Here is a 26662-nt window from a genome sequence, read left to right on the forward strand (position 1 = left end):
TCGTATAGAAAGAACATAGCTTTTCCTTTTTGGGACATCCTAAGATAGAAAAAATGACATGAGGTGATGATCATGAAAATAGAAAGGTCGTCCGAGTGGGAAGAAGGCTTTATCAACCGATTAAATCATCTTGAAAACTGGCATAGCTGGACATTGTATAAGATGAACTATGATATTGTGAAAATGAAATTAATACCTGATTTTACAGGATTGCAGGCTACGAATTATTTACCTAATTTACAACCTTTGGCGCACCAGCTACAAGCAGCTGAAACAGTTATTGAACGTATGAATGGAAAAGCTATTTTAGCCGATGAAGTAGGACTAGGTAAAACGATTGAAGCAGGGCTAATCTTAAAGGAATACCTTATTAGAGGCCTTGTGAAAAGAGCATTGATTTTGGCTCCAGCTTCTCTAATAAATCAGTGGATTGAAGAGTTAAATATAAAATTTCATATTCCTGCCGTTGCATATAAAAAAAATTGTCCGATAGAGCGCTATGATGTCCTCATTATGAGTATGGATACGGCTAAAAAGAGTCCACATAGAGAGCGCATTTATGAGCAGGATTATGACATGATTATTATTGATGAGGCACATAAGTTAAAAAATAATAAAACACAAATTTATGAGTTTGTACAAGGCTTAAAGAAAAAGTTCTGCTTACTATTAACGGCCACACCTATTCAAAACGATGTCTTTGAATTGTATTATTTAATCTCCTTATTAAAGCCTGGGCATCTAGGTAACTATGATACCTTCCAATCGGCCTTCTCTGCTAGTAAGCATGATTTAGAACATGATGATTATTTAAAAGAATTGGTCAACCAGGTAATGGTAAGAAATCGTCGAGAAGATACAGGGATTGAATGGACAAATCGTTGTGTCCAAATTGTACCGATTACATTTACGGACGAAGAAAGAGAAGTTTACGAAATGCTTGGAAACCTTGAAAACACAGGATCATTTTCCTTAATTACGTTGCAAAAAGAAATGTGTAGTAGCAAGGAAGCTACAGCATTAACATTAACGAATATGCTGGATGATCATGTACAACCACAAGAAATTGAAGCGATTATAACTAAATTAATGACCTTGGAAGTGAATTCAAAGGCAGAAAAGACATTGGAAATTGTTAAACAAGCAAATGACAAGGTTATTATTTTCACAGAATATCGTGCTACGCAAATCTATTTGCAATGGTACTTACATTCTAATGGCATTTCAAGTGTGCTATTTAATGGTAAGTTTAATAAAAGTAAACGAGATTATATGAAGCACCTATTTAAAGAAAGAGCACAGGTACTCATCGCTACCGAGGCAGGTGGAGAGGGGATAAATCTTCAATTTTGTCATCATGTAATCAACTATGATCTACCATGGAATCCAATGAAGCTAGAGCAACGTATTGGCCGTGTCCATCGTTTGGGACAAGAACATGATGTCCATATTTATAATCTTGCCATTGAACATACGATTGAAGAAAAAATCCTGGAATTACTTCATACAAAAATTGATGTGTTTGAGAAGGTGGTTGGCGATTTAGATGCCATTTTAACGAATTTTAAAGAATCTGTATAAGGTAGGGAGGTGCAGCTATGTATCCGCAACAAGTTCACCATTATTTAAAGGAATTTTTTATGGAAAATGACTGTGCAATTTTAGGAGAAGAGGCTCATTATCTAACCGTTCAATTAACGGTAGACATAGATAAAAGAATTATGAATAGGCCATTTTATTGGCAATACGTTGAAGCGACAAATAGTGAGCCAAACCCGGCTCAAGTAACCTTCATTACAAATCAAACAGCAATGGTTGGAAACATATTTGGAGAAGCTATTCATTACGGCTCGCCTCGTTTAAATCAGGTATTTTTAGCTACAAGAGAACTAGGCGCATTCGTTCAATTGTTTGAAAAGGTTGATCGTGATATGGGGCAGGTTATTTTAACACCTTGGTTAGGTGTTAACTTTAAAGTTTCTTATTGCTGTGATCGTACAAAAGAAATGCTTTACTCATTTGGCATCAATTTATTAACTGGTGTTATCAAGGAAGATTTTCATGAAACGATTTGTTCATCGGACTTTGACACAGAACCCGAAGAGAATGTATTTCATGTGCAATATATTATTAAGCCTGCCCGAGCAATTGAAAGATTAAAGGCAACAATTGAGTCAATTATTGAGCAGGATGATCATTCTTGGGCAACGGAAGCACAAAAACGATGGCAACGTGATCAACGTGTATTAGATTATTTTTATGAAGATGTAGAGGATAAACCAGAATGTTATGAAATTGAAAGAAAAGCATTAGAAGAGCAATATGAAGCAAAAATTAAAATTGAAGTCATTAATGGGGGATTATTTTATCTCTTTTAAATGAGGAGCTGTCTGATAAAAAGACAGCTCCTTCTTGCTTTAATGATCTTCAACCATGCTTTGAAGCTGAGCCAATTTATTGTCCCAAAATAAATGGAAGTATTGGAGCCAGTCTTCAATCTCCTTAAGGCGCTCACTATGCAACGTATAGATTTTTTCGCGCCCTTTTTTTTGAGCAGAGATCAGCTCCGCTTGTTCCAATATTTTTAAGTGCTTTACAACAGCCGTTCGACTAATTTCAAAATGCTCAGAAATATTGGAAATGGGTCTATCACTTGCTGCAAGGAGTTGTAAAACATTTCTTCTTGTCGGATCAGCAATTGCTTGAAAAACATCATACTTTATAGCTGGTTGTGTCATTAGGATTCAGCAGCCTCTTTTAATTTATGATTAATAATCATTGTCCAGCCGCCATCCATATTAGTACGTACGGCTTCAGTGGCAGTGTTCGCTTTAGGAATAATATGTGAAGCTTCCTTCCAGCCACCATGTGTTAAAGTAAATTCAGTTTGCTCGCCTACTTCTTTTAGCTCAAAAGTTACGAACCAGCCATCTTGATCCCAAGCAAATCGCAGAAAGTGCGGTGCATCTACACGTTCTACCTTACAGGGTGATGGGCCAAACGGTGATTGAATTGTGAATTCGTGGCCTTCAATCGGTTGAAAATCATTTGGCATAAACCAAGAAGCAATTTTGTCAGCCGTAGCGACAGTCTCCCAAACTTTTTCGATAGGGGCATCCAATGTAATTGTTTTGACAATATCCTGTAATTTTTCAGTCATGTTCTATTACTCCTTTTTGATTGATGAGTGATACCTTGGCGTAATGGTGTTCAACGTTATTCGAGTCCACTATAGCAGAGGAGTAGACAGAAAATATAACCATAAGGTGTTACGAATATATAACACCTTATGGTTATATGTCAATGAAAACAATTTGTATCTTTCTGTTAGTCTTTACGTATGTTACAATTACTTTTATAATTTTCTGACAGAAAGAGGGGCGTAATATGGTTAATATATCTGTGTTCTTAGTTATGTGCATTTTACTTATTATTTTACCTGGCCCTGATACAGCGATTGCTACAAAGAACACGCTGACTGTAAGCAGAAAGGGCGGTTTACAAACAATCCTAGGTTCTTGCTGCGGTTTATTAATTCATACTTGTGCGGCTGTTATTGGACTTTCGGCGATTATTGTGAAATCTGCCTATATATTCGCTGTTCTAAAATATGTTGGTGCGGTTTATTTATGTTATTTAGGTATCAAAACCTTGTGGACACTTCGAACAATTCGGACACAATCTCCAGTTGTACAAGATGAAGCAAGTATAGAACACAAATATTCTCAACAGTCTTGCTTTAAACAGGGATTTCTCACAAATGTGACAAATCCAAAGGTCGCAGTATTTTTCCTAACATTTCTCCCTCAATTTGTAGATGGAAATAGTGGAACATTTTTTCCTTTTTTAATCATGGGTCTCATTTATACAGCATTAACAATGCTATGGTTTATCTTCTATGTGTACCTTTTAGATCGAATTAGCGCATTTATGAAAAAGCCATCAACTAAGGCAGTAATTGAAGGATTAACAGGTGCAATATTAATTGCATTTGGCATTAAGTTAGCGTTAGAAAAAGCACACTAAGTATAAAATACACCACTTTTTAAGGTGGTGTATTTTCATGTTGTTGAAAAAAGGTGATGTCAACGGCAGAAAAAGCAATTTTGATAGGAGAGAGGTTGATTTCCGTTCCACCAGTCTTCACTCTAAGGTCTCCTCTGTGAGGCTAAATCCCTTAGGAGTGACGCTGGCTCCACTTCAATACTTAGTAAATTATTACAATATATAATTGATTGTAGGACATATAACTCTCACAAACTCTGAAGTTCAATTGCAAAGGATTAAAAAGGAATGTGGAGAATTTATTACTAAAGGGTATTGCTTTCAGATATTTTCATAACAAATAAGCATAAATGGAGTAGATAGTGATGGAATTAAGGGATTTAAAAGCCTTTATGGCTGTTGTTGAACATAGGAGTTTTACAAAGGCTGCAAATGATTCCTTTGTATCTCAGCCTTCACTAAGCAAAAGCATCAAAAAATTAGAAGAATCATTAAAAGTTGAACTGTTGAACAGATCTACGCGTACTGTAGAGTTAACTGATGCGGGCAGTGTTGTCTATAAACAAGGTCAAAAAATAATACATGCTGTACAAGAATTGCATATTTTGCTGGATGATTTATTAAATATTAAAACAGGCACTATCAAGTTAGGTATCCCACCTTTAATTGGAACACTATTTTTCCCTGAGATTGCTAGAGGATTTCATCAACTCTATCCAGAAGTGCATTTAGCGCTTGTTGAACGCGGTGCAAAGATGGTGGAACTGCTAGTTGAAAATGGCGATGTGGATATGGGCATCGTCGTATTACCAGTAGATGAAAGGAAGTTTACTGTTCAACCGTTTATAGAAGATCAGTTTTTTGTCTTTATGAATGAGTCTCACCCCTATGCAAACAGGGAATCAATAGCTTTGCAAGATTTAAAAAATGAAACGTTTATTATCTTTGCAGAGGAGTTCACGCTTCACGACTATATAATTAAATCCTGTGAAAGCGTAGGTTTTACACCTACAGTCGGCTATAAAAGTTCACAATGGGACTTGATTGTGGAATTAGTGTCCTCCAATTTAGGGGTTACATTGTTACCACATTCAATTGCTGCCAAGCAAACAAATGCCAATGTAAAAATTATTCCGTTACATAATTTTGAAATGCCTTGGCGTTTAGGGATTATTACGAAGAAAAATACCTATCAATCTTATGCATTGAAACAGTTACTAGAAATGATTAGCGGGAATGGAAAAGGTAAATTTATTCCATAAAGGAATAAGTAGTATTCTAATTAATTCCTTTACTTATAAAATAGCGGTGATGTAGAATTTTCCTTAATAAGTGAGCAATTTAGGGAGGTTTCGAGATGGGGAATGGGAAAGTATGGAGTTCGTTTGAAGAGGCGATTGCGGATATTAAGGATGGTGACACATTAGCTGTAGGCGGCTTTGGGCTATGTGGTATACCCGAAAAATCAATCGCAGCATTAGTGCAACAGGGAACAAAGGATTTAACGGTTGTCAGTAACAACTGTGGTGTAGATGACTGGGGATTGGGTCTACTATTAGCAAACAAGCAAATACAAAAAATGGTTGCTTCCTATGTAGGAGAAAATAAGATTTTTGAACAACAATTTTTAAGTGGTGAGCTAGAAGTAGAATTGACACCGCAAGGAACTCTTGCAGAGCGTTTACGTGCAGGTGGAGCGGGAATTCCTGGGTTTTACACAGCTACGGGCGTTGGAACGCCGATTGCTGAAGGAAAAGAAGTGAAGGTTTTTGATGGAAAAGAGTATATTTTGGAAGAAGGAATTGTTGCTGATTTTGCTCTAGTCAAAGCATGGAAAGCCGATAAACTAGGAAATTTAGTCTACAGAAAAACATCACGCAATTTTAATCCATTAGCTGCTATGGCTGGAAAAATTACGATTGCGGAGGTAGAAGAAATTGTTGAGGTAGGCGAACTGGATCCAGATCATATTCATACACCAGGAGTTTTCGTACAACGTGTATTAGTAGGCGAAAATTATGACAAGCGTATTGAGCGTTTGACGGTGAAAAAGGGGGAAGTATAATGGATACAAGACAAAAAATTGTCAACCGAGCAGTGAAAGAAATAGAAAATGGTATGAATGTCAATTTAGGTATAGGTATCCCAACACTTGTTGCCAATGCAATCCCAGCCGACTATGATGTACTCTTACAATCTGAAAACGGACTTCTCGGTATTGGTCCTTACCCAGTTGAAGATATGGTAGATCCTGATTTAATTAATGCCGGAAAGGAAACGGTTACGGTCGTTCCAGGAGCATCCTTCTTTGATAGCGCTGAATCATTTGCGATGATTCGAGGTGGCCATATAGACCTTGCCATTTTAGGTGGTATGGAGGTATCTGAAACAGGAGACCTTGCGAACTGGATGATTCCAGGAAAAATGGTGAAGGGTATGGGCGGTGCTATGGACCTTGTTGTCGGAGCAAAAAGAGTAATCGTCGTCATGGAGCATGTGAATAAAAATGGGGAATCTAAAATTAAAAAACAATGTGAACTTCCACTAACAGGTAAAGGTGTCGTGCATCGATTAATTACAGATTTGGCTGTATTTGATTTTACGAAAGATGGTATGCAGCTGATAGAGTTAGCGGAAGGTGTTTCTTTAGATGAAGTAAAGGAGAAAACAGCTGCTTCGTTTAGCGTTGCTTTAGTACAATAACTTCAGACCTAGGACTGTTTCCAGCGCTATCATCTCATTTTACAATAGGCTAAAAGGGGATTTATAACGATGGAACAACAATGGACAAATGAATTAGCAGTCGCACAGGTGCGTGTGGCAAGACCAACCGATCAGCTAAAGGAAATAGAGCGGTTTTACTGTGAAGGTGTCGGATTAAAGAAAATAGGCTCTTTTGCAGGACATCGTGGCTATGATGGTCTAATGATTGGTCTTCCAAATGCAAATTACCACTTAGAATTTACAGAGCATATTGACGGTAGCCCTTGTCCAGCACCAAGTAAGGACAATCTTCTCGTACTTTATATCCCAAACAGAGATATGATTCGCCATATTGCCGAACGACTTGCGCTCATGGGCTATCCCGAAGTAGAGCCTGAAAATCCATATTGGGCTGAGAAGGGGGTAACTATTGAAGACCCTGATGGCTGGCGTCTAGTATTCATGAATACAGAAGGCATTTAAATAAAGAATTTGAAGCACGAGCTATGTATGTAGTCTCGTGTTTTTTTATGACCTAAAATACCCTATGTAGTATATAATATGTTTAGGGGGTTACCAAATGCAACGGATAATGACATTGGACAATTGGAGCGAGGTTTTGGAGCAATCGAAGCTCAAACCTTGTCTTGTATTAAAAATTAGCATGACATGTATAAGTAGTATTTCAGCATTAAAGGAATACAAAGCATTACAAACGAAATTGCCTAAATACCTTGTCATCGTACAAATGGATCGTGTGGTTTCCAATGCTATTGCCTGTGATCTTCAAGTGAAGCACGAATCACCACAGCTAATAATCCTGCAGGGGAAGAAAGGAATTTGGCAAGCAACGCACTATAAAATAAAGCAACCTCTTTTAGTAGCAGCTATAGAACAGTATGTAAAAAAAGATACGCCACAATAGGTTGTGGGGTATCTTTGTGTGGTTAATCCTCCAAAGCCTCATCTTCATGATAATTTGTTGCGCTAGACTCGATATCGACTTGTAGATAATTGGCCCAGTCTACTTTGTGAAAATCCTCTTCACTGAAATAAATATTCAAAACCTCAGTCATCGTTTTGTCCCCATCAGGTTCCGTGAGAGGAGCAAACCAAGTAATAGCAGGTGTCTTCACGCTTTTTAATTTGGACAAATCAGCGAAAATTTTAGTAGAATCCTTCAACATCTGACTTTTCGATCCTTCTGTCACATCTGTATCTTGAATGGAAATTGTGACAACACCGTCTTTCGATTCTTCCACAGAGAATTCATTTTTCACAATCGCACCCACAATGTCTTCAACATTCGTATTTTGATCGACTGCTACTTCCTTTGGTTCTGCGTTCTTTCCACAAGCTACTAACAGTAGTGAAGTAAAAACCAATAGATAAATTAATTTCTTCAATGTCATAACCTCCCTTGTTACTCCATCTATGTGCAAAATAGATGGGAATTATACAGAATACAAGAAGGTTGTCCACACTTTTTATGAATGGATCGGTACTTGATTGGATAGAGAAGAAGGGGAACTAGGAGCGATCAGGTTATGTGAAAATTAATGATATTAATTTTGTAAATACTGAAATTTTTAGGAGGGGAGAACATGTATAAAAAGCACCTTAACCAAAATGGCTAAGGTGCTGTATAAATAATGTAATGTAAAAAGCCGCGTATGCCGTAGTTATTATAGAAAGTTTTAAACCACCACTCCTCAAAGTGGGTGTTCGCAGAAGTTTTCCTGCTTATCCTCATGCACCGTAGTGTGAGGCCCGTCATTCCAACTCCAATAATAAAACTCCCTTTTACAGCTTAAAGGTTAAAACTTAATATTATACGAACAATGCAGCCTTTATGGATATAATAAAGCATGATCAACAAACATGCAAGTAAGATGATAATGGCAAATTAGTCAATGGGCAAGTGTTCCAAATAGCGTGATGAACATCTAGAAATACGTTCAAAAAGATGCTGATGTTTCATATTTTTTTCACAAATGCGAACGGAAAATACGAACAACCTTTGCTAAATAAGGTCGACTATGTAAAGATAGGAGCATAAAGAGGATTTTCCTAGCAAAAATGTAAAAGGAGGAAGTGGAAATGGCAGCTTATCCAAATTGTCCAAAATGTCATTCAGAATATACGTATGAGGATGGAGCAAACTATGTATGTCCAGAATGTGCGCATGAATGGAGTATGGATGCAACTGAACAGGAATCAGATGCACTTATTGTAAAAGATGCAAACGGTAATCTGTTAGCTGACGGCGATTCAGTTACCGTTATTAAAGATTTAAAGGTGAAGGGTAGTTCTTCCACTTTAAAAATTGGTACAAAGGTAAAAAGTATCCGTCTTGTAGAAGGTGATCATAACATCGACTGTAAAATTGATGGCTTTGGTGCTATGAAATTAAAGTCAGAATTTGTGAAAAAGGCCTAATAAACAAAATGCACCTCAACTTTGGTAACAAAGTTTAAGGTGCTTTTTTGTTTATTGAAAAATCCTACGTAATAGAATGGCAAAAGCTGCGCCAATTAAGGCAAAAATGGTATGTAAAAGTGCGATGTAGCCAGCCCCAATTACTAGTGCTCCTAGTTCTGTTAAAGAAAAGGTTGTAATATAGAGCTCATTATTAAGATTATTAATGATAGCCCAAACGAATACAGGCACAGAGCTTATGATAAAGACAATCCAGATGTTTTTATAGAAAAGATAAGAAAGACAGCCGAAAAGTGCATACGAGATGACGAAGCCCTTTTGATTGCCGAGTAAGGATGAGTTAATGGCGAACATAAAGGATAAGACAATAAATATGATATGAAAAAAGGATACTGTTCTTTTCATGGGTAAGTATTCGTTTTGAGTTGCTGACTTGGCTGCTAGCTGCTGACATTGCTGACAGGTCGTTAGGTGTAGTTCAACAAATTCTATTGTTGATGCTTGAAGCATTTGTTTTTTATAAAGAGGTATTAAATCTTCTACAATTGAGCATTCCTGTGACAATACTTTCCCTCCATTCAATCTCTCCCTATTATACGACTTTTTGTAGAAAATAAAAAAAGCCTTCCGTGAATTTTTCAATCGGAAAACTTGTACATGCACCCTATTAATTTGCTGTTAGTACTTCATTTGTTAATGCTTGAATATCGATATGTGTTTTTTCCTTTACTGCGTCTTTTAAAATTTCTGTGCGGAAATAATGAACGGTCGCTTCAAGTGGAATGGCCAAAAGTTTTGAAAGGGCTGATTGGTACATATAGACAAATTCTTTGTCAGTATTGCCACGCTTTAATTCTGCGAAAGCTTCATAAAACTGATCGAGTTTATCCGCAAATTCAAGTAGCCGACCCTCTAAAGTAGTATCCTTTCCTTCTTTCATCCGTTCAAAGAAAATAGCCTGAAATTCTTGTGGGATTTCATTGATAATAAATTTTTCCATCATCTTTTCTTCCACATGTGCTAGCATTTGCTTCAACTCTGGACTAGCATGTTTCACAGGCGTCTTAATGTCCCCGATAAAAACTTCAGCAAAGTCATGATTGATCGTTTTTTCATATAAAGACTTCCAATCAACTGTTGCACCGTGCATTTCTTCTAACGTTGCAAAGAACATCGCATATTGTGATACTTTCCATGAATGGGCTGCCACGTTGTGCTCTTCAAATTTGAAGCGACCTGGGCAACGAATAATACGCTCTAAATCATTAAGGCTTGTAAAAAATTGATGAATTCCTATAAAAATCACTCCTTTTTGTTCTATAAGTGCATGTTACTATAAACAATACCCTCTTTATACGGTTTTCAAACAATTTAACAATGATTCAAGCTGTGTTTACAAAGGATTCACAATTGCTGATAAAGTAGATTCAGGTTGAATGCTATAATGTAGGGGACTGATGAAAAGGGGCGTACACATCATGTTTTCCATTTATACACTTCTTCTTTATATACATATTTTAAGTGCGATTCTTTCGATTGGGCCTTTGTTCGTTGTGCTAACTATTGTAAAAAAAATGCGCACAGCTTCCAATGATGAAATGCCGCCATATATAGAAGCCTTTAAGGGTGCCATTGCGCTTGTCAAACATTCAGGGCATGTGCTGGTAGTATCGGGTATTTTGTTAATGTGGCATGCAGGCTATCATTGGAGTACTTCGTGGATTGTATTAACCTTCCTCGTGATGCTTGCATCGATCGTATTTTTAGCGAGAGCGTTTAAACCGACGTTGCGCACATTTAACACGCCTGCGTATAATCAACAACAATTTGTTTCACTTTTGCATCGTAAAACATGGATGTATATTTTATTATTGCTCATCATGCTTTGGTTGATGGTAGCAAAGCCCGTTCTTTGGTAAAAAAAGATATGTCACCTGCAGAAAAAGACTTTTTGACAAGGGGAGGGGGAGATTTCCGTTCCGCCAGCGTCCTTTCCAGGGGGCGTCCGATGAGCCGCTTCACTCACTTCCGTTCGCTCCAGGGTCTCCTCTGTAACGCTAAATCCCCTAGGAGTGACGCTAGCTCCACTCCAATCAACCAAGTGCATAAGTGTCTTTTTCTTTCATACTAACAGTAGTGAAAAATGTGATGAAGCGATGAGTAACAACACCTCTCCATAAAATGAGCAGTGTAAACCTTTGCTAAAAAGTAAGTAGGTTCAAGTGGAAGGCTACTTGACTCCCGTGAAATCGTGAGACAGGCAAGCCTCTAAACAGAATGGTAGCGGAAAAATAGGCTCATCGTTTGCCCACAGAAAAGCAAGTAGCCTGCAACGTAAACCCATTTCTAATTCTATTGATGGACTTGTTTTTCAACACCATAAAAAAATCGCACCCCTTGAGGAGTGCGATTTTTTAGCTTACTAAACGTTTAAAATAACTTTTACGAATTAATAGATAGCTGATGAGGAAGAGTACAAAGAAACAGAAAGAGCTAGCCATGGAAACTTGTAAAAATGCTGTAGAAACCATTGTTCGCATAGACAAGAGCGTAATTAGTAAGAGTGTAATGGCTATGGAGAATGGTACAAATATAAGAATCGCCAATTCTTTAGCAATAACAGTAGCTAACTCTTTTTTAGATAGACCCAACTTACGGATACCAATATACTTTTCCTTCTCTTGTTGTAATGTTGTTTGTAAATAGAAGTACAGTATACTCATGGCAGCACTTAAGAAAATTAGGCTTAGCATGGAGCCGATAAAAAACATAACGCTTTTGACAAACATCTCTGTGTCATATAAATCAATTTTAGATGTTACATAACGTTCTCCAGGTAAAGACGGTATGTCGCCGGTAATAGTATTCGCCAATTCTGTATGGGCTGTCCAATCGTCTAATTCATAGATATAGGTTTTATAAACAGGGTAGTCAATAGCATCGTAAATGTCATCAGGAATAATGAAATAACTTTGTTGAAAACCAGTAGATAGCAGGTTTTGTTCTTGGGTTCTGGCTAGTTTGAAAGAGTTTATATACAGATCGTTGGCAGTGTTTATTATTGGCGCTACATCACGACTGCCAGCAACGGCAATAAACTCATCTTTACCTAGATCAGTATCCTGCTGTTGTAACAGGTTATAATCCGATAATGCCATATAGCCGATACGTTGGTCCTCGTGTGATTTAAATTCAATATAATACTTGTGAGCTTGAACCGTTGATAAAGTTTTTTCAAGATAATCAAGATCAGCCTTTACCATATTGTCATCAGCTTTTGGATCAGCAATATATTGAAAGCTATATGGATAACTTTCTTCACTAGCCTTTTTTACATTGTAATAAGAGCTAAATAAAATGCTTGTACATAGAAAGACACCGCTTAATAGGATAGTAATGAGAAACAGCATATTTGCATGTGATTTCATTTTTGCATTTAAATTAGATGCCAAAAGCATATTTGTTTTTTGAAGATAGGCAGGAGACTTTTCATATATTTTCAAAAACAAACGAAATCCTTGTGCAATGACTAAATAAATCGTACTAAGAATGCTAATAAAAAATAACAGATAATAAAGAACACTTAAAGTGTCTACAATAGAATGCTCGATTTTTAGCAAGTAGGCTAATGTGGCAGTCATCATAATACTTAGTACTAATAGCACATAATGTGGCTTAATGGGTTTTTCGATAACTGTATCACTTTTTAGGAGCTGGATAGAAGCTTCTTTATTAATGAACCTCGTAACGACTGTCGATATCACTATAAATAAAATCAGAAATAAGCCTATGGTTAAGCCCATTGCTTGAAGAGGCATGTACATCCCAAATGTATCTGCTTTTAAAACGACTTTTGCCCCCATCAAGAAAAGAGGCGTAATGACAAGTCCAAGAACGATAGCTGTCAGAATAGCTAAAATGCCAATCAATAGATTTTCTCGGAAGACAAGCTTACGAATTTGCTTCATGGAAGCCCCAGTAATCATAAATATCCCTAAAGTTTTAGTCTTCTTACGTAAAAATGCCCTGATTGAATAGATGATGTAGATAAAAGAAAATAAATAAACGAGCATACTAGCTAACATCAAAGATATTCCAAGTGTTGAGTCTGGATCAAGGCTTTTCAGATTGGGATGAAAGACGATAACAGAAAATAGAAAGAAAATAATAATGGAAAACATACTACTCAAGAAATAAGAAACGTATGTCCATTTGTCACGTAAAATATTTTGGATAACAATATGGTTAAAGCTCATGCTGTCCACCACCTAGAAAAGCAAGCGTGTCCATAATTTCCTGATAAAATTGCTTGCGGTTGTTGCCCCGGTGTATTTCGTTATATAACTTACCGTCTTTAATAAAAATAATGCGATTGGCAAAGCTCGCTACATAAGGATCATGTGTCACCATGAGAATAGCTGTTTTAAGCCCTTGATTAATAGCAGAAAATAAATTCATGACATCATTGACTGCCTTGGAATCCAGATTTCCAGTAGGTTCGTCTGCTAACAATAAACTCGGCTCATGAATAACAGCACGAGCGATGGCTACTCGTTGTTTCTGTCCACCTGAAATTTCATAAATACGTTTAGGCAATAGTTCCTCGATACCGAGAAATTGAGCGACATCCTTTAAACGTTGATGCATTTTTGAAGCAGGTAGGCTATCTAACGTTAATGGCAATAAAATATTTTCTTTCACTGTTAATGTATGCACAAGATTAAAATCCTGAAATACAAAACCTAATTCAGAGCGTCTGAATTTGGCGAGCTCTTCATCATTTAATGCATAAGGATTATGATTGTTTATGACAATATCACCAGCGGTAGGACGATCAATAGTGGATACACTATTTAAAAATGTTGTTTTCCCACTACCTGAAGGTCCCATGATAGCTACAAATTCTTGTTGACGTAGCTGAAAATCGATACCGTTTAACGCCTTATAGGTGATCTCTCCGATGTATTCCTTTTGCAAATTGGTTACTTGTAGTATTGTGTTGCCCAAATTGAAACAACTCCTTTATGGTCATTAGATACCTTTAGTATAGAAAAGGAGCGGTACATAACCTATTTCGCTTGATGACGTGAAGATGACAAAGTTGTCATCTTCATTTTTTTAGACTATTTGAAAAACGAATAGAAAAAGTAGTGATATGGTCAGAAGATTGTAAAGTGAAGGGATGCTCTAGTGTAGTTAAAATCTTTTTCACTAAATATAATCCGATACCTGTTGCTTCGCCATTCGTTCGTCCCTTCATGCCTGTATAAAATAAATCAAAGACTCGTGCTATTTCGCTAGTAGGAATCGTCTCACCCCGATTTTTTATGTGTAAAGCAGCATGGTCATAGTGAATATGGATTGTGCTTGCCGTTTCACTATATTTAATGGCGTTATTTAACACTTGATAAAGTACGATTTTTAACCACTTTCGATCAGAATAAATGATTTGGTCTTCAGCAAGCGTCAGCTTTGGGAAAACTTCCTTTGTGATAAAGTAATCCTTCAAATCATTGATGACTTCTTGCACGAGTCCTTTTAAAACAATAGGTTCAATTTTTAAATCAGCTACTAAATGAGAGGTGCGTTCATACGTTAATAACTGATTGAGGGTAAATGTCAATTTATCGCACTCCTTATTAATAATATGCGATTGCTGCAATGCGTCAGGGGTCTTGTTGGATGTAGATTGAACAATTAATTGAATAACAGATAAAGGCGTCTTCATTTGATGTGCAAAATGTGATAGAACTAGTTGCTTTTCATGTGCTTGTTCCTCTAATCTTTGTTGTTGGGTTAAAAATAAATACTGCATTTGTCTTAGCTTTTCGCTATAGTACTGCTCAATAGATGCACGTGGTTCAAATAGATGGAGGTCATCCTGTGTGTGGATCTTTTTTTGTAAATGATGATAAAACTTTCTTCTACGATAATAGCGACCAAGTAGCCACAGAATAAACAGAAAGCTGACAAGAAAGATAAAGTAGGCATAGTGTGATGATAGGTCATCTAATACATGAATAATCAAAGGTAATAGTAGAAAGCTTATGCTATAGAGAATGATGATACTAAGATGATCCCGAAAGAATAACTTCATTTACCTTCCTCCACCAATTGATAACCAAGACCACGAATGGTTTTAATCTCAAGTTGAGAGTGAACAGCTTCCAATTTTCTACGTAGCCGACCAATATTCACAGACAAAGTATTTTCCTCAACAAATGTTTCATCATCCCAAATAGCACTTAAAAGCTTTTGACGAGGCACTACATTAGGGTAGGCTTCGAATAATAACTTACTAAGCTGCATTTCTTTTAGCGTTAACAGGCTCTCATTGCCTTTCGTTTGAAGACGAACTGTATCTGGATTAAGTGTAGTATTGGCTATGGTCATGGTAGTTGTCTCGGTTAAAGCATATTCTCCATAGGTACGTCGAAGTAGCCCCTTAACTTTTGCCATAAAGACATCTAATGAAAATGGTTTCGTGATAAAGTCATCCGCACCATTTTCAATTCCATATACTTGATCAATATCATTTACTCTGGCGGAGACAATGACGATGGGACATGTTGAGAGTTGACGGATTTTTCGTGACCAAAAATAGCCATCATAAGTTGGGAGATTAATATCCATAATGACTAGATGTGGTTGTATAGCGCTAAATTCTTCTATAATATGTGGGAATTGTTGTACAGTATAGCATTCAAACTGATATTTGGATAAATGCTCGACAATCAGTGAAGCTATATTTGCATCATCTTCTATTATGTAAATTTTGTACATACCTATCGACCCTTCCTTTGTCCTATATGTATAATGTACCCTGATTTCCAAAAATCTATAGAAGAATTGTAACTTGAAACTTGGTGGAAGAGCCACTACAAAACAGAATAGAGAATGTTATGACTATTTTTAGTAACAACACTTTTAAATTATAAAAGTAAAGCTGAAATGAGGGGGGATTGTGTAGTAAAAGGTTGTGAGGAAGAGCTATAAATTGCTGATTGTTCTTCATATAGAAATAAAAACTTTAAGACTAATTAAATTGAACTATATGGATATTATAGTTCGATTTATTTTTTTATTGTATTCAGAATAGAGGGAGAATTAAATAGTTTTTAAGTATTCTTTAAGAGATATGACGTATGATGATTGAATAAATATATCGAAGTTTGAGTTGAAACATAGATAAAGTTTAACGAAAAAATCATCTCAATGGGAGAAATGATCTATTGTGGGTAAATTCAAGTTAAAGTTATCGTTTCTTATTGTTAGTATGACGATAATAGTTGTACTCGCGGCATCTAGTATTAGCATTTGGAGTAGCTATCTAAATTTTAATGAAATTTTGCAGGAAAATAAAAAAGATATGAAAGAAACCTATGTAAAGGAAGTTTCAACACTTACAGAAGACTATTTACAAGGCTCTATGACAGATGAACGTTCATTAGAACCATATGTGGAGCAGGTCGTTGATACTTTACTTGATGAAAGAGTTGTTTCTTTTAGTTTGCTTTTTAAGAAAACCATTGTCCCTATCATTATAGTAGTAGTTATTGTATCGGGACTAGCTATATGGTTAGCCCTAAAAATTACGCAACCACTAAAGGATCTTGCAACAAGAATAGAGATAGGGGAGACATTACAGGGAACAGAGGGTATTGCTGATTGGTATTACGAAGTAAAATTATTGAAAAATAATGTGCAAAATATGATGATTTGTTCCGAAAGTAAAATCACTGATTTAACAGAGCAATTGAACCTAGATTCATTGACGGGAATTCCTAATCGAAGAAGAATGGATCAAACTTTACAAGAGTTGATTGTACATAAAGTGCCACATGCAATCATCTTAATTGATTTAGATGATTTTAAAAGTATAAACGATACATATGGTCATACAGTAGGGGATGAGGTTCTAAAGGCTTTTGCTAATCATATGCAAAGTAGTATAAAGGACCCGGGTTTATGCTTTAGATATGGCGGAGAAGAGTTTATGGTCATCTTGCCTTCAATGAACATAGATGCTGCTGTACAATTAGCAGAAAACTTACGGATTAAACAGGCTTTACAGGAAACAGTGTGTGGTAGACCAGTAACCATGTCTGCTGGAATTACGGCTTTTACACCAAATGTCCAGAGTCCAAATCAATTAATAGAAATTGCAGATCATGCTTTGTATAAGGCTAAACAATCAGGAAGAAACTGTTTATGTGTCGTTAGGAATATGAGACAAATGATTATTAAATAAAGCATGCTAGTGTACGGTACTAGCATGCTTTTTCGTGTCCCCAATTAAAATGAAAGAATTAAAAGCTTGCTGACCGTTTTGTAAGAATATGGATTTGTAATGGACGTTCTCTATTTTATATACCTAGCTCCAAGAATAGTTCGATGTAGACATACACTCACTATAATAACTTCGAAAATGAATAGCATTTTCATTATAAGAAACGGCAAATTCTCCAAAACATCATAAGTAAATTTTTTTGATGAGATTAAGTTCACAACGGTTTTATCTTAGTTTGGAACTTCTCTTCTATTTTGTTAATCGTCTTCTCTAAATGAGTTTTTGAAATCGGTTTTAATAAATACTCGAAAGGTTGTACATCAACTGCCTGAACAACATAATCTCGATAGGCAGTTACAAAAATAATACAAATATTTTTGTCCCAAGTTTTTAATAATTGAGCAACTTCTATGCCGTTCATTTCTGGCATTTCAATATCTAAAAATGCTACTTGAAAATCCAAAGTTGGCCCTTCTAAAAGTAGGTCTTTAGCTGTAGTAAAAGTTTGAATGACCTCGATATTATCAAATTTGTTTAAATGTTTTCTCATGCTTACAAGAGCTAATGGCTCATCGTCCACCACAATTACCCGAATCACTTAAGGAACCACCTTTCGATAAATATGACTATAGGATCAGATTGAGATGTCTACTTTAGATCCTTTATATGGGTGTGTAGGAGCTTGCTGCTGAGGTAGTTCTTGTAGTAATTCAATAGCTGTAGATGTGTTTAAATTAAGTGCTTTTTGCATGACGCTCATCTGTACGGTTTGTTGAAGCTCCATCAGCTGGGAAGACATAAGTGAATTTATTTCCATTTCTACATTCCCTCCTTTTCTTTTTTATCGGCTAAAAATAGCAAATATCTAATATAAAAAAGTCCTAAATGGCCCTACTAAATTATAGATTTATTCGCAACAAATTGGTTAAATTACTAAAAAATTAATTGAAATTGTATATTTTTCCGTTTTTATAGTAATAATTCCTAATATCAGGCAGCTAGTCCTGAGTTATTAATTTGCAAACTTATTGTTGTTTACATAATAGAGCGTTCAACTCTAGTGTGCTAGCAACAGATTTGCAACAAATAATAAAATGATGGAGGTATTACTAAACATGAAGAAAAGAGCATTAGCTTTAGCGGTAGTATTGATATTTGGTGTGGGTCTCTATGCTAGTCCTTCCTTTGCTAAGGACAAATCGCCAGGCAATATACTATGGGCACTCCCGCAAATTTATAATTTAACTGTAGGTGAGTTCCAGCAACTAAATGAGATGGAGTCGTTATGGTTTTATCCAGAGCAAGACTTAGTAAAAGACACGACAAAAGCCGAAGAACCATTGGGTGATGAATATGTCATCAAAGGTGGTGACACATTGTTTTCGATTGCCCGTATTAATAATGTAACAGTAGATGAATTAAAGACATGGAATAACCTAGCTTCAGATTTGATTTTAGCTGGCGAATCATTAGCTATTAAGGCTTCGGCTGCAAAACCGAAACCAAAAGCTTCTGCGGGAATTGCATCTGCAAAGCCTGCAACATCAGCACAAACAAAACCTGCAAGTGCACCAGCGACAGGTTCTGGTAAAACATTAACAATGCGTGCTACTGCCTATACAGCCTATTGTGAAGGTTGTTCAGGAATTACAGCAAATGGTACAGATATAAGATCTAATCCTAATTTAAAAGTAATTGCAGTAGATCCACGAGTAATTCCTCTTGGTACGAGGGTTTGGGTGGAAGGCTATGGTGAAGCAGTAGCGGCTGATACAGGTGGAGCTATTAAAGGTAATAAAATCGATGTATTTATTCCTACTGAAGGACAAGCACTTCAATGGGGTGTTAAAACAGTAACGGTAAAAATTTTAAATTAGATATGGAAAGGGGGTTTCTCTAACTTTGAGAAATCCCTTTTCTCTTGATTGAATGGCTATTCAAACAGCCAATGAAATAGAATCATTGCCGAAGCGTAATTGATTATTTGTGCATAAGTACTGGGTAAGTTGGAAATCATCAGAAAGAGAGGAGGTATTTTTATGAAAAAACTAAGTTTAATTGGCCTTTCATTATTATTTTTTGTTGCGGGTTGTAGTTTTTTTGATAAGAAAGAAGAAAAGGTAACGGTAAATGCGTCGTCCCCTTTAACAGCCACTGCAAAAGTAATTGGTGCTAATAATGAAAGCTATGGGAATGCATATTTTCAAGAAGAAGATAATGGCGTTATGATGACGCTCGCGTTAACAGGCTTACCACCAGGCACACATGGTATCCATATTCATGAAGTAGGAAAATGTGAGCCACCTAAATTTGAATCGGCAGGTGCCCATTTTAATCCAACAAAAAAGGAACATGGTAAATTAAATCCTAATGGCTATCATTTAGGGGACTTACCAAATTTGGAGATTGGTGACGATGGCAATGTGGATCTTAATTTTTTAGCTGAGGGATTAACTTTACAAAAAGATCAACCTAATTCTTTATTAGATAGTGATGGAAGTGCCATTGTTATTCATGAATCAGCGGATGACTATAAAACAGATCCTGCCGGTAATTCCGGTGCGAGAATAGCTTGCGGTGCCATTCAATAGAATAAAATTTGAAACTGTATCTGAACGACATAAGATGCAGTTTTTTTTGTGCTATTTTCAAAAAAATGGAAACATAATGGGGATTGATCTAATTATGCGATAGGTTTTATATTTATAATGCATAATGTGTATAATTTATTGCATTTTGCTAAAATCCTATTGTATAATTCTTTTATCAGAAAATTCAATTAAATAAGGAGTGGTAAAATGGGTAAGTTGTTAAATTCAAAGTTTGAAACGTATTTAATGGATCAAGAGTTTGATTTACGTGAAGAGGAAGAGAAAAATGAGGAGCAAATGGTGAAGATTCAGTATGAAGAGTATCCAGAAGGGTTTTTTACAAGTTTATAATGAAAATTTGATGGGCTATGTTGAAAGTATATTAACTTTTAACATAGCCCATTGTATTTTATGCCTCTATTTATAAATGACTTTTTCAGAGCATATGAATGTAGTATATCATTTTAATAAGTTGATTAGGTCTGAAGACATATGTACTTTTCTGAAATAGATTCATGTATAATGGGAAACAAAAATGCGTATAGAGGTGTAGTTATGTCGAAAGCTTTAACAGTTGAAGAAACGATTTACCAATGGTTTGATCATTTTCACAAGTATCCAGAAGTAAGTTGGAAAGAGTTCGAGACCACTAAGAAAATTGCTTCAATACTGGATGAATTACATGTTAGTTATCGTTTACTAGGTGATATACCTGGATTAATAGCTGAAATTGGAACAGGGAATGAAATCGTTGCAGTACGTGCTGATATTGATGCTTTATGGCAGGAAGTTGATGGAAAATGGCAAGCCAACCATTCTTGTGGACATGATGCCAATATATCAATGGTTCTTGGTGCATTATTACTACTGAAAGATCACAACTTACAACATCGTGTTCGTTTTATTTTCCAACCTGCTGAAGAATTAGGAAATGGCGCATGTGCAACGTTTGATAGAGGCGCAGTTGAGGGAGTATCACATTTATTTGGTGTTCATTTAAGACCGATAGAAGAATTACCACTTGGCAAAGTTTCGCCTGCTATTCATCATGGTGCTGCTTATTTTTTAGAGGGAACTATTCAAGGTATTGATGCCCATGGTGCAAGACCACATCAAGGTAAAAATGCCATTGATGTTATTATGGCCGTGCAACAAATGCTACACAGTATTCATTTATCACCATTTGAACCGCATTCTGCTAAGTTAACAAAAATTATTGCGGATGGTGGTAGTACAAATATTATTCCTGGTAATGCTTGTTTCTCAATGGATGTTCGCGCACAACATAATCAGCAACTTGAATTGCTGCGCAGTAAAATTGAATCTGGCTTGAAATCGATACAGCAACAATATGATATTGACATGAGTTGGAATTGGATAGATTTCACACCAGGTGCTGAAGTTTCATCGATCGCTGCAAATATGGCGAAAGCTGCCATCATCGAAGCTTTAGGGGAAGAACATTTAGCAGACGAAATCACTACACCGGGTAGTGATGATTTCCATTTCTATACAGTTAAAAAGCCAGAATTAAAAGCGGCAATGATTGGGATTGGCGCAAATTTAACGCCAGGACTGCATCACCCTAAAATGACATTTGATCGTAGTGCCTTAATTGATGCTGCGAAAGTACTTGCATGTGTATTAGAAAAAAAGCCTGAATAAAAAATTTTTTTAAAAGCTATATGAAAAAATGTAACTATTTTTTCATATAGCTTTTTTGTATGAACATTTTTAATAATGCATGGATATTCAAGGGTTTGCATTGCTTTTTATTGCTACTTGAAAGCGTTTTATTACGCTAAAATAAAGGGATTTGCTAGGGAAGCATAAATTTTTTGCGTTGACTTTTAATTTTTTGAATATTAAGCTAAAAAACGTAAAAAATTATTTGCGTCTTAGAAAAACCGAAAAGGGATTTGGTGCAAAAAAAGGGGATGGAAAAATGAAAAAGGATATTAATGCGGGCTGGGCACTACTAACTTTTGCAATTATGATTATTACTATGTTGATTACAGTAGTTGTTTTAGAGCAAAGTCCTCACGTACCTCTTCTTGTTGGCACAACTGTAGCAGCAATTGTGGCCAAAATGCATGGATATAAATGGGCAGAAATTGAAGAGATGATGTATAAAGGGATACGTCTGGCATTACCTGCCATTGTTATTATTATTTTAGTAGGTTTGACAATTGGAGCATGGATTGGCGGCGGCGTCGTAGCAACAATGATTTTCTATGGACTAAAGTTAATTTCTCCTGCGTGGTTCTTAGTGACAATCATGGTGTTATGTTCAATCGTGTCATTAGCAATTGGTAGTTCATGGTCAACAATGGCAACAATTGGTGTAGCAGGTATGGGTATTGGCTTAAGTATGGGTATTCCAGCGGCTATGATTGCCGGTGCAGTTATTTCAGGATCATACTTTGGAGATAAAATGTCACCGTTATCAGATACAACAAATCTAGCAGCAGGGTTAACAGGTACTGACCTCTTTGATCATATTAAGCATATGCTTTACACAACGATTCCAGCGTTGATTATTTCACTTGTTGTTTTTGGGTTTTTGGGTAGAAAATTTGCAGAAGTTTCAATGCAATCTGAAGAAATTTTAACTACGTTAAAAGTGATGGAAGAAAGCTTCGTTATTTCTCCTTTACTATTACTAGTGCCAGTGGGAGTTATTGTATTAGTGGCTAAGAAAGTACCAGCAATTCCTGCTTTAATTATTGGCATTGTATCCGGTTTCTTACTACAAATTTTTGTACAAGGTGGTTCAGCTGCAAGTGCTGTACAAGCATTACAGGCGGGCTTTGAAATCTCAACAGGTAATCATATGGTGGATGATTTATTTAACCGCGGTGGTTTAGACTCTATGATGAATACGGTTTCAATGACGATCGTAGCAATGACATTTGGTGGTATTTTAGAGTATTCAGGAATGTTAAAGGCATTGATGAATGTAATTGTAAAGTTTGCTAAATCTACAGGAAGTCTTATTGCTTCAACGATTGCAGCATGTGTAACAACCAATGCAACATGTTCAGAGCAATATATTTCAATTGTTGTTCCTTCACGTATGTTCGCAGGTGTCTATCAACAACGTGGTTTACATTCTAAAAATCTATCTCGTGCATTAGAGGATGGGGGAACATTAACATCTGTTTTCTTCCCTTGGAATACTTGTGGCGTGTTTATTTTAGCAACTTTAGGTGTAGGTGCTATGGAATATGCGCCATATGCAATCCTTAATTTTGTAGTACCGATTATATCTATTATTTATGGCTATATTGGATTTGCCATTGTGAAATTAACACCAGAAGAAATGGCAGAAGCTGAGAAGCGTAAAAAGGAACGAGAAGTGGAAAATACAGATAATATGGTAATGGCTGACTAAAATAAAAATTCTCGTAGATCCGTTTGTATCTACGAGAATTCTTTTATAGGGCAGCTTAGTAGGTTGCAAAATTCAATTGATAAATTTTACGAGGACGTCCTTGTTGATGGGTCATTTCTTCGCCCACAATTTTTACATAACCATTATCAACTAATTTTTTGATAATACGCTCTGTAGTACGTCGAGTTACTTGTAGGTATTCTGAAAGATTTTGAGATGTAAATTGAGCTGATTGTCGTTCATTGCTAAAATTAATTAATTTAGAAATATTTAATGGACTTAAACTTGTGAGCTTCGCCATTTGTAAAACATAAGGATCATCTGTTTTTAAAGAAACTTTACCTTCTGTATTGGGGAAAGGTCCTAATAAGTTTTTATGTTCATCAAGAATATAAATCTCGAACGGTTTAGTAAATGTTAAAGCATGCTGAGCATTTTGTGTGGCTTCTAAAATGGAATAACCATAGCCGAATGCTAACTTAAATGGTTGTTCAACTTGCTGTATTAGCTGTTCTAAGTTTTCCTTTTCTAGGGCGTTTTGGAGATGTCCAGCCGTTGTATATAGCTCAAAGGAATGCGCTGAAATTTGCTTATAAGTTGAAAAGGTAGCTTTCACAATTTGATTTAGAACAGTTGATTCAATTGAAGAATCTTTAGGGATTTCTAATAGTCCCACTACAGCCTTAAAAGATTCTGATTTCGTTAATAATGATTTGGATTTTGTTTCTTCAAGACATTGAATAATAGACTTGGTAGCATCTAACATTCGCATTGCTGGTATTTGAAGTGCTTGTAATTTGTCAAATACACTATGAATACTTGTAATGACAAAATCAATACTTTTAGAATTCCACAAGGCGATATGGCGTTTTAAGATATTCTCAGTTGGTTCAGTAATCGAAATATGCTGAACATGTGGTTTTTGACCATGATATTCTATTTCTGCTAAAACATTATCAACGAATGCGGGATTCATTACATCAATGGATATCCTGTCGATTGCTACAGCATGCTTGGCTACTAGTGATAACAGTGTTGTAGAAATGGTTGTTTCATCTTGTTTAATATAATTCCAAGGTATTGGTATTTCTGAAAGTAATGATTGTGTGTGCAAATAGGGTAATGTTCCTCCGAATAATATTGCATCACATGGTTTTATTTGCTTCATTAAAGTAGGCGCTTCAGAGGGGTGGCTGTAAAGATAAAATTCTAATTGAATATCGGCTATGTTTTGTGCGATACTAATAATACGAGTCATAAATGCTTTTGAACAAATAATCGCTATTTTGGTAGACATGGGCATCGATCCTTTTCTATTTTTTTAAACATTTAGCGACGTATTAGCGACAATTTTAACGACTAAGGAGACTGATTACGATGAAAATTAAACAAGTAGAAATTTTTGCTATACATTTACCGCTAATTGATCCATTCATCATTAGTTATGCTACATATGATACAATGCCTTCCATTATTTTAAAAGTAACTACCGATACAGGTATTGTGGGGTATGGTGAAGCAGTTCCTGATGAACATGTAACAGGTGAGTCATGGGAAAGCACATATGCTGTGCTAAAACATCAACTTGTCCCGGCGGTTATTGGAGAAAATCCAATGGCCTTTGAAAAACTGCACGATAAAATGAATAAAGTTGTGAAAGATGTACCAGCAGCAAAAGCAGCTATCGATATTGCTTGCTTCGACATTGCTGGGAAAGCGTTAGGGGTTCCTGTATACCAACTTTTAGGTGGACGTTATCATGAAAAATTCCCAATCACACATGTACTCAGTATTGGAACACCTGAAGCAATGGCAGAAGAGGCAGCAAACCGAGTAGAAATGGGCTATCGTTCGTTTAAAATGAAGGTAGGTACAGAGGTTATTCGTGATGTTGCCCGTATTAAAGCGGTACGTGAGCGAGTAGGTGAAAACATTGCCATTCGAGTTGATGTAAATCAAGGATGGGGTAATGCAGCCACTACGTTACAAGGCTTACGTGCCATGAAAGAATTAAATATCGATTGGTTAGAGCAACCTGTTGATAGCGAAGACATTGATGGAATGGTGGAAATTAAATCAAAGTCTGATGTAGCATTAATGATTGATGAAGGACTACGAGGCGTACGTGAAATGCGTGAAATTATAGCCAAGCGTGCAGCAGATAAAGTAAATATTAAATTAATGAAGTGTGGAGGCATCTATCCTGCTATGAAGCTTGCTGTTATGGCGGAAATGGCAGGTATTGAATGTCAAGTTGGTTCCATGGTAGAGTCGTCAGTTGGTTCTGCTGCTGGTTTCCATGTAGCATTCTCTAAGAAGATTATGACGAGTGTAGAACTAACGGGTCCATTAAAATTCTCAAAAGATGTTGGGAACTTACACTATGATGTACCATTTATTTGCTTAAATGAAAAACCAGGATTAGGTGTAGATGTAGATGAAGATGTAATCCAGGAATTATGTAAGTTTTCAACTGTTGTCACAGCCTAAGGAGGCGCAATATGGAAATTATCTATGATGGTATGCTTGGTGAGACACCGTTTTTTGTCATCAAATTAACGCCCCAGCATTTACAGCAAATCGAGGAGCTACAAGTTGAGGTTTATGAAGCATTAGCAGACCAAAGTATCCTACAACCCTTGAGCACAGAGGAATTTGAATATATTTTAACTGGTCATGGAATGATGATAGGTGCTTATGTAGGGGAAGAATTGATTGCCTTTCGTGCACTGTTAAATCCGCCTATTGATGAAGAACATCTTGGTTATGATTGTGGAATTGCAGAAAACGAATTTCACCGTGTTTTATATCAGGAAATATCGAATGTTTCACCGAAATATCGAGGTTACGGATTACAGAGAACATTAGCTACAGTAGTGATGGAAAATATCGATTTAGAAAAATACGATTATGTTTGCTCCACTGTAAAGCCATATAATATTCCGAGCTTAAAGGATAAATTCTCGCAAGATCTCGTTATTAAAGGCTTGAAAATTAAATATGTAGATAAGCTTCGTTATATCTTCTATAAAGACCTAAGGCAAGAGATGCCCTCCATCTTCACTGAAAAACAAGTGATATCAATGGGAGACACGACTGCGCAACAGCAACTTTTAAAACAAGGTTTCCTTGGCACGACTATGTACGAAGAAAACAACGATTGGTTTGTTGTATACGAAAAATAAAGCATAAAGCCTTACCCTTTCACATGAATTTGTGGAGGGTAAGGCTTTTTTATAG

General features: G+C 36.2%; 30 protein-coding genes and 1 other RNA gene. 18 read left to right on the forward strand and 13 right to left on the reverse strand.

Annotation, left to right across the window (positions count from 1 at the left end; translation table 11 throughout):
- Positions 1–66: 66 nt before the first annotated feature.
- Together MHB65_RS01750 and MHB65_RS01755 are read left to right on the forward strand one after the other, a co-directional pair.
- Positions 67–1581 (forward strand): SNF2-related protein, encoded by a 1515-nt coding sequence (locus tag MHB65_RS01750; RefSeq protein ID WP_342443688.1) that lies wholly within the window; start codon positions 67–69, stop codon positions 1579–1581.
- A 17-nt stretch (positions 1582–1598) separates the two neighbouring features.
- Entirely contained in the window at positions 1599–2378 is a 780-nt protein-coding gene (locus tag MHB65_RS01755) for a YqhG family protein (RefSeq protein WP_342442302.1), read from the forward strand.
- Positions 2379–2417: 39 nt separating this feature from the next.
- On the opposite strand, the gene MHB65_RS01760 is transcribed toward MHB65_RS01755, so the two are convergent.
- Entirely contained in the window at positions 2418–2738 is a 321-nt protein-coding gene (locus MHB65_RS01760) for a metalloregulator ArsR/SmtB family transcription factor (protein ID WP_342442303.1), read from the reverse strand.
- Positions 2738–3160 (reverse strand): SRPBCC domain-containing protein, encoded by a 423-nt coding sequence (locus MHB65_RS01765; RefSeq protein WP_342442304.1) that lies wholly within the window; start codon positions 3158–3160, stop codon positions 2738–2740. Before MHB65_RS01765 ends, MHB65_RS01760 begins: the two co-directional genes overlap by 1 nt.
- Before the next feature lie 227 nt (positions 3161–3387).
- Here MHB65_RS01765 and MHB65_RS01770 point away from each other — a divergent pair, with 227 nt between their 5' ends.
- The 6 genes from MHB65_RS01770 (at position 3388) to ytxJ (ending at position 7633) form a co-directional block, all read left to right on the forward strand.
- On the forward strand, positions 3388–4026 hold the full coding sequence (locus MHB65_RS01770) for a LysE family translocator (RefSeq protein ID WP_342442305.1): 639 nt from the start codon (positions 3388–3390) through the stop codon (positions 4024–4026).
- Positions 4027–4370: 344 nt separating this feature from the next.
- Positions 4371–5267 carry a LysR family transcriptional regulator gene (locus tag MHB65_RS01775; RefSeq protein ID WP_342442306.1) on the forward strand — a complete coding sequence of 299 codons (897 nt, stop codon included), beginning with the start codon at positions 4371–4373 and terminating at the stop codon, positions 5265–5267.
- Positions 5268–5362: 95 nt separating this feature from the next.
- The gene (locus tag MHB65_RS01780; protein ID WP_342442307.1) at positions 5363–6070 is read left to right on the forward strand and encodes a CoA transferase subunit A; all 708 of its coding nucleotides are present in this window, start codon (positions 5363–5365) and stop codon (positions 6068–6070) included.
- Positions 6070–6708 (forward strand): 3-oxoacid CoA-transferase subunit B, encoded by a 639-nt coding sequence (locus MHB65_RS01785; RefSeq protein WP_342442308.1) that lies wholly within the window; start codon positions 6070–6072, stop codon positions 6706–6708. Before MHB65_RS01780 ends, MHB65_RS01785 begins: the two co-directional genes overlap by 1 nt.
- Positions 6709–6777: 69 nt before the next feature.
- A complete protein-coding gene (locus MHB65_RS01790) occupies positions 6778–7191 on the forward strand; it encodes a VOC family protein (protein ID WP_342442309.1) in 414 nt (137 codons plus the stop codon).
- Positions 7192–7288: 97 nt separating this feature from the next.
- Positions 7289–7633, forward strand: coding sequence for a bacillithiol system redox-active protein YtxJ (gene ytxJ / locus MHB65_RS01795; protein ID WP_342442310.1), 345 nt, complete (start codon positions 7289–7291; stop codon positions 7631–7633).
- Between the two features lie 22 nt (positions 7634–7655).
- Here ytxJ and MHB65_RS01800 read toward each other — a convergent pair whose 3' ends face one another.
- Both MHB65_RS01800 and ssrS read right to left on the reverse strand, forming a co-directional pair.
- Positions 7656–8120 (reverse strand): hypothetical protein, encoded by a 465-nt coding sequence (locus tag MHB65_RS01800; RefSeq protein WP_243456380.1) that lies wholly within the window; start codon positions 8118–8120, stop codon positions 7656–7658.
- Positions 8121–8368: 248 nt separating this feature from the next.
- Positions 8369–8561: non-coding RNA, 6S RNA (gene ssrS / locus MHB65_RS01805), on the reverse strand.
- Between the two features lie 247 nt (positions 8562–8808).
- Here ssrS and MHB65_RS01810 point away from each other — a divergent pair.
- The gene (locus tag MHB65_RS01810) at positions 8809–9147 is read left to right on the forward strand and encodes a zinc ribbon domain-containing protein YjdM (protein WP_048393229.1); all 339 of its coding nucleotides are present in this window, start codon (positions 8809–8811) and stop codon (positions 9145–9147) included.
- A 51-nt stretch (positions 9148–9198) separates the two neighbouring features.
- Here the strand turns inward: MHB65_RS01810 and MHB65_RS01815 are convergent, their stop codons facing one another.
- Both MHB65_RS01815 and MHB65_RS01820 read right to left on the reverse strand, forming a co-directional pair.
- Positions 9199–9711: a zf-HC2 domain-containing protein gene (locus MHB65_RS01815; RefSeq protein ID WP_342442311.1), complete on the reverse strand. Its 513-nt coding sequence runs from the start codon at positions 9709–9711 to the stop codon at positions 9199–9201.
- Between the two features lie 103 nt (positions 9712–9814).
- Positions 9815–10453, reverse strand: a complete 639-nt coding sequence (locus MHB65_RS01820) for a YfbR-like 5'-deoxynucleotidase (RefSeq protein WP_342442312.1) — start codon at positions 10451–10453, stop codon at positions 9815–9817.
- A 172-nt stretch (positions 10454–10625) separates the two neighbouring features.
- Here MHB65_RS01820 and MHB65_RS01825 point away from each other — a divergent pair, with 172 nt between their 5' ends.
- Positions 10626–11066: a DUF2269 family protein gene (locus MHB65_RS01825; protein ID WP_205446621.1), complete on the forward strand. Its 441-nt coding sequence runs from the start codon at positions 10626–10628 to the stop codon at positions 11064–11066.
- 495 nt (positions 11067–11561) lie between these two features.
- On the opposite strand, the gene MHB65_RS01830 is transcribed toward MHB65_RS01825, so the two are convergent.
- The 4 genes from MHB65_RS01830 to MHB65_RS01845 form a co-directional block, all read right to left on the reverse strand.
- Entirely contained in the window at positions 11562–13403 is a 1842-nt protein-coding gene (locus MHB65_RS01830) for an FtsX-like permease family protein (RefSeq protein ID WP_342442313.1), read from the reverse strand.
- Entirely contained in the window at positions 13393–14154 is a 762-nt protein-coding gene (locus MHB65_RS01835; protein WP_205446623.1) for an ABC transporter ATP-binding protein, read from the reverse strand. Before MHB65_RS01835 ends, MHB65_RS01830 begins: the two co-directional genes overlap by 11 nt.
- Before the next feature lie 103 nt (positions 14155–14257).
- Complete coding sequence (locus MHB65_RS01840; protein ID WP_342442314.1) at positions 14258–15244, reverse strand: HAMP domain-containing sensor histidine kinase; 987 nt, start codon at positions 15242–15244, stop codon at positions 14258–14260.
- Positions 15241–15930, reverse strand: a complete 690-nt coding sequence (locus tag MHB65_RS01845; RefSeq protein ID WP_342442315.1) for a response regulator transcription factor — start codon at positions 15928–15930, stop codon at positions 15241–15243. Before MHB65_RS01845 ends, MHB65_RS01840 begins: the two co-directional genes overlap by 4 nt.
- A 451-nt stretch (positions 15931–16381) precedes the next feature.
- On the opposite strand from MHB65_RS01845, the gene MHB65_RS01850 reads away from it, so the two are divergent.
- Entirely contained in the window at positions 16382–17398 is a 1017-nt protein-coding gene (locus MHB65_RS01850) for a GGDEF domain-containing protein (RefSeq protein ID WP_205446626.1), read from the forward strand.
- A 253-nt stretch (positions 17399–17651) separates the two neighbouring features.
- Here the strand turns inward: MHB65_RS01850 and MHB65_RS01855 are convergent, their stop codons facing one another.
- Both MHB65_RS01855 and MHB65_RS01860 read right to left on the reverse strand, forming a co-directional pair.
- A complete protein-coding gene (locus MHB65_RS01855; RefSeq protein ID WP_342442316.1) occupies positions 17652–18035 on the reverse strand; it encodes a response regulator in 384 nt (127 codons plus the stop codon).
- Between the two features lie 36 nt (positions 18036–18071).
- On the reverse strand, positions 18072–18254 hold the full coding sequence (locus MHB65_RS01860; RefSeq protein WP_205446627.1) for a YjfB family protein: 183 nt from the start codon (positions 18252–18254) through the stop codon (positions 18072–18074).
- Between the two features lie 298 nt (positions 18255–18552).
- On the opposite strand from MHB65_RS01860, the gene MHB65_RS01865 reads away from it, so the two are divergent.
- The 5 genes from MHB65_RS01865 to nhaC all read left to right on the forward strand — a co-directional run bounded on the left by MHB65_RS01865 (position 18553) and on the right by nhaC (position 23422).
- Complete coding sequence (locus MHB65_RS01865; protein ID WP_342442317.1) at positions 18553–19314, forward strand: 3D domain-containing protein; 762 nt, start codon at positions 18553–18555, stop codon at positions 19312–19314.
- Positions 19315–19476: 162 nt separating this feature from the next.
- On the forward strand, positions 19477–20028 hold the full coding sequence (locus MHB65_RS01870; RefSeq protein WP_205446629.1) for a superoxide dismutase family protein: 552 nt from the start codon (positions 19477–19479) through the stop codon (positions 20026–20028).
- A 207-nt stretch (positions 20029–20235) separates the two neighbouring features.
- On the forward strand, positions 20236–20379 hold the full coding sequence (locus MHB65_RS01875; RefSeq protein WP_221679049.1) for a hypothetical protein: 144 nt from the start codon (positions 20236–20238) through the stop codon (positions 20377–20379).
- A 204-nt stretch (positions 20380–20583) separates the two neighbouring features.
- Entirely contained in the window at positions 20584–21693 is a 1110-nt protein-coding gene (locus MHB65_RS01880) for an amidohydrolase (protein ID WP_342442318.1), read from the forward strand.
- 280 nt (positions 21694–21973) lie between these two features.
- Positions 21974–23422: a Na+/H+ antiporter NhaC gene (gene nhaC, locus MHB65_RS01885; RefSeq protein WP_342442319.1), complete on the forward strand. Its 1449-nt coding sequence runs from the start codon at positions 21974–21976 to the stop codon at positions 23420–23422.
- A gap of 55 nt (positions 23423–23477) precedes the next feature.
- Here nhaC and MHB65_RS01890 read toward each other — a convergent pair whose 3' ends face one another.
- Positions 23478–24719, reverse strand: coding sequence for a hypothetical protein (locus tag MHB65_RS01890; RefSeq protein ID WP_342442320.1), 1242 nt, complete (start codon positions 24717–24719; stop codon positions 23478–23480).
- Positions 24720–24799: 80 nt separating this feature from the next.
- On the opposite strand from MHB65_RS01890, the gene MHB65_RS01895 reads away from it, so the two are divergent.
- Complete coding sequence (locus tag MHB65_RS01895) at positions 24800–25912, forward strand: dipeptide epimerase (protein ID WP_205446634.1); 1113 nt, start codon at positions 24800–24802, stop codon at positions 25910–25912.
- 11 nt (positions 25913–25923) lie between these two features.
- The gene (locus tag MHB65_RS01900) at positions 25924–26607 is read left to right on the forward strand and encodes a GNAT family N-acetyltransferase (RefSeq protein WP_342442321.1); all 684 of its coding nucleotides are present in this window, start codon (positions 25924–25926) and stop codon (positions 26605–26607) included.
- The last annotated feature ends 55 nt before the right edge of the window (positions 26608–26662 follow it).

This window comes from Lysinibacillus sp. FSL K6-0075 (genome assembly GCF_038592945.1).
GTDB lineage: Bacteria > Bacillota > Bacilli > Bacillales_A > Planococcaceae > Lysinibacillus > Lysinibacillus fusiformis_F.

Excerpts from the sequence above, each read along its gene's own strand:
- MHB65_RS01895 (WP_205446634.1), top strand. The coding sequence starts at position 24,800 with ATGAAAATTAAACAAGTAGAAATTTTTGCTATACATTTACCGCTAATT.
- MHB65_RS01760 (WP_342442303.1), bottom strand. The coding sequence starts at position 2,738 with ATGACACAACCAGCTATAAAGTATGATGTTTTTCAAGCAATTGCTGAT.
- MHB65_RS01755 (WP_342442302.1), top strand. The coding sequence starts at position 1,599 with ATGTATCCGCAACAAGTTCACCATTATTTAAAGGAATTTTTTATGGAA.
- ytxJ (WP_342442310.1), top strand. The coding sequence starts at position 7,289 with ATGCAACGGATAATGACATTGGACAATTGGAGCGAGGTTTTGGAGCAA.
- MHB65_RS01765 (WP_342442304.1), bottom strand. The coding sequence starts at position 3,160 with ATGACTGAAAAATTACAGGATATTGTCAAAACAATTACATTGGATGCC.
- MHB65_RS01790 (WP_342442309.1), top strand. The coding sequence starts at position 6,778 with ATGGAACAACAATGGACAAATGAATTAGCAGTCGCACAGGTGCGTGTG.
- nhaC (WP_342442319.1), top strand. The coding sequence starts at position 21,974 with ATGAAAAAGGATATTAATGCGGGCTGGGCACTACTAACTTTTGCAATT.
- MHB65_RS01880 (WP_342442318.1), top strand. The coding sequence starts at position 20,584 with ATGTCGAAAGCTTTAACAGTTGAAGAAACGATTTACCAATGGTTTGAT.
- MHB65_RS01845 (WP_342442315.1), bottom strand. The coding sequence starts at position 15,930 with ATGTACAAAATTTACATAATAGAAGATGATGCAAATATAGCTTCACTG.
- MHB65_RS01830 (WP_342442313.1), bottom strand. The coding sequence starts at position 13,403 with ATGAGCTTTAACCATATTGTTATCCAAAATATTTTACGTGACAAATGG.
- MHB65_RS01900 (WP_342442321.1), top strand. The coding sequence starts at position 25,924 with ATGGAAATTATCTATGATGGTATGCTTGGTGAGACACCGTTTTTTGTC.
- MHB65_RS01875 (WP_221679049.1), top strand. The coding sequence starts at position 20,236 with ATGGGTAAGTTGTTAAATTCAAAGTTTGAAACGTATTTAATGGATCAA.
- MHB65_RS01860 (WP_205446627.1), bottom strand. The coding sequence starts at position 18,254 with ATGGAAATAAATTCACTTATGTCTTCCCAGCTGATGGAGCTTCAACAA.
- MHB65_RS01825 (WP_205446621.1), top strand. The coding sequence starts at position 10,626 with ATGTTTTCCATTTATACACTTCTTCTTTATATACATATTTTAAGTGCG.
- MHB65_RS01865 (WP_342442317.1), top strand. The coding sequence starts at position 18,553 with ATGAAGAAAAGAGCATTAGCTTTAGCGGTAGTATTGATATTTGGTGTG.
- MHB65_RS01780 (WP_342442307.1), top strand. The coding sequence starts at position 5,363 with ATGGGGAATGGGAAAGTATGGAGTTCGTTTGAAGAGGCGATTGCGGAT.
- MHB65_RS01800 (WP_243456380.1), bottom strand. The coding sequence starts at position 8,120 with ATGACATTGAAGAAATTAATTTATCTATTGGTTTTTACTTCACTACTG.
- MHB65_RS01840 (WP_342442314.1), bottom strand. The coding sequence starts at position 15,244 with ATGAAGTTATTCTTTCGGGATCATCTTAGTATCATCATTCTCTATAGC.
- MHB65_RS01785 (WP_342442308.1), top strand. The coding sequence starts at position 6,070 with ATGGATACAAGACAAAAAATTGTCAACCGAGCAGTGAAAGAAATAGAA.
- MHB65_RS01770 (WP_342442305.1), top strand. The coding sequence starts at position 3,388 with ATGGTTAATATATCTGTGTTCTTAGTTATGTGCATTTTACTTATTATT.
- MHB65_RS01810 (WP_048393229.1), top strand. The coding sequence starts at position 8,809 with ATGGCAGCTTATCCAAATTGTCCAAAATGTCATTCAGAATATACGTAT.
- MHB65_RS01890 (WP_342442320.1), bottom strand. The coding sequence starts at position 24,719 with ATGTCTACCAAAATAGCGATTATTTGTTCAAAAGCATTTATGACTCGT.
- MHB65_RS01750 (WP_342443688.1), top strand. The coding sequence starts at position 67 with ATGATCATGAAAATAGAAAGGTCGTCCGAGTGGGAAGAAGGCTTTATC.
- MHB65_RS01870 (WP_205446629.1), top strand. The coding sequence starts at position 19,477 with ATGAAAAAACTAAGTTTAATTGGCCTTTCATTATTATTTTTTGTTGCG.
- MHB65_RS01775 (WP_342442306.1), top strand. The coding sequence starts at position 4,371 with ATGGAATTAAGGGATTTAAAAGCCTTTATGGCTGTTGTTGAACATAGG.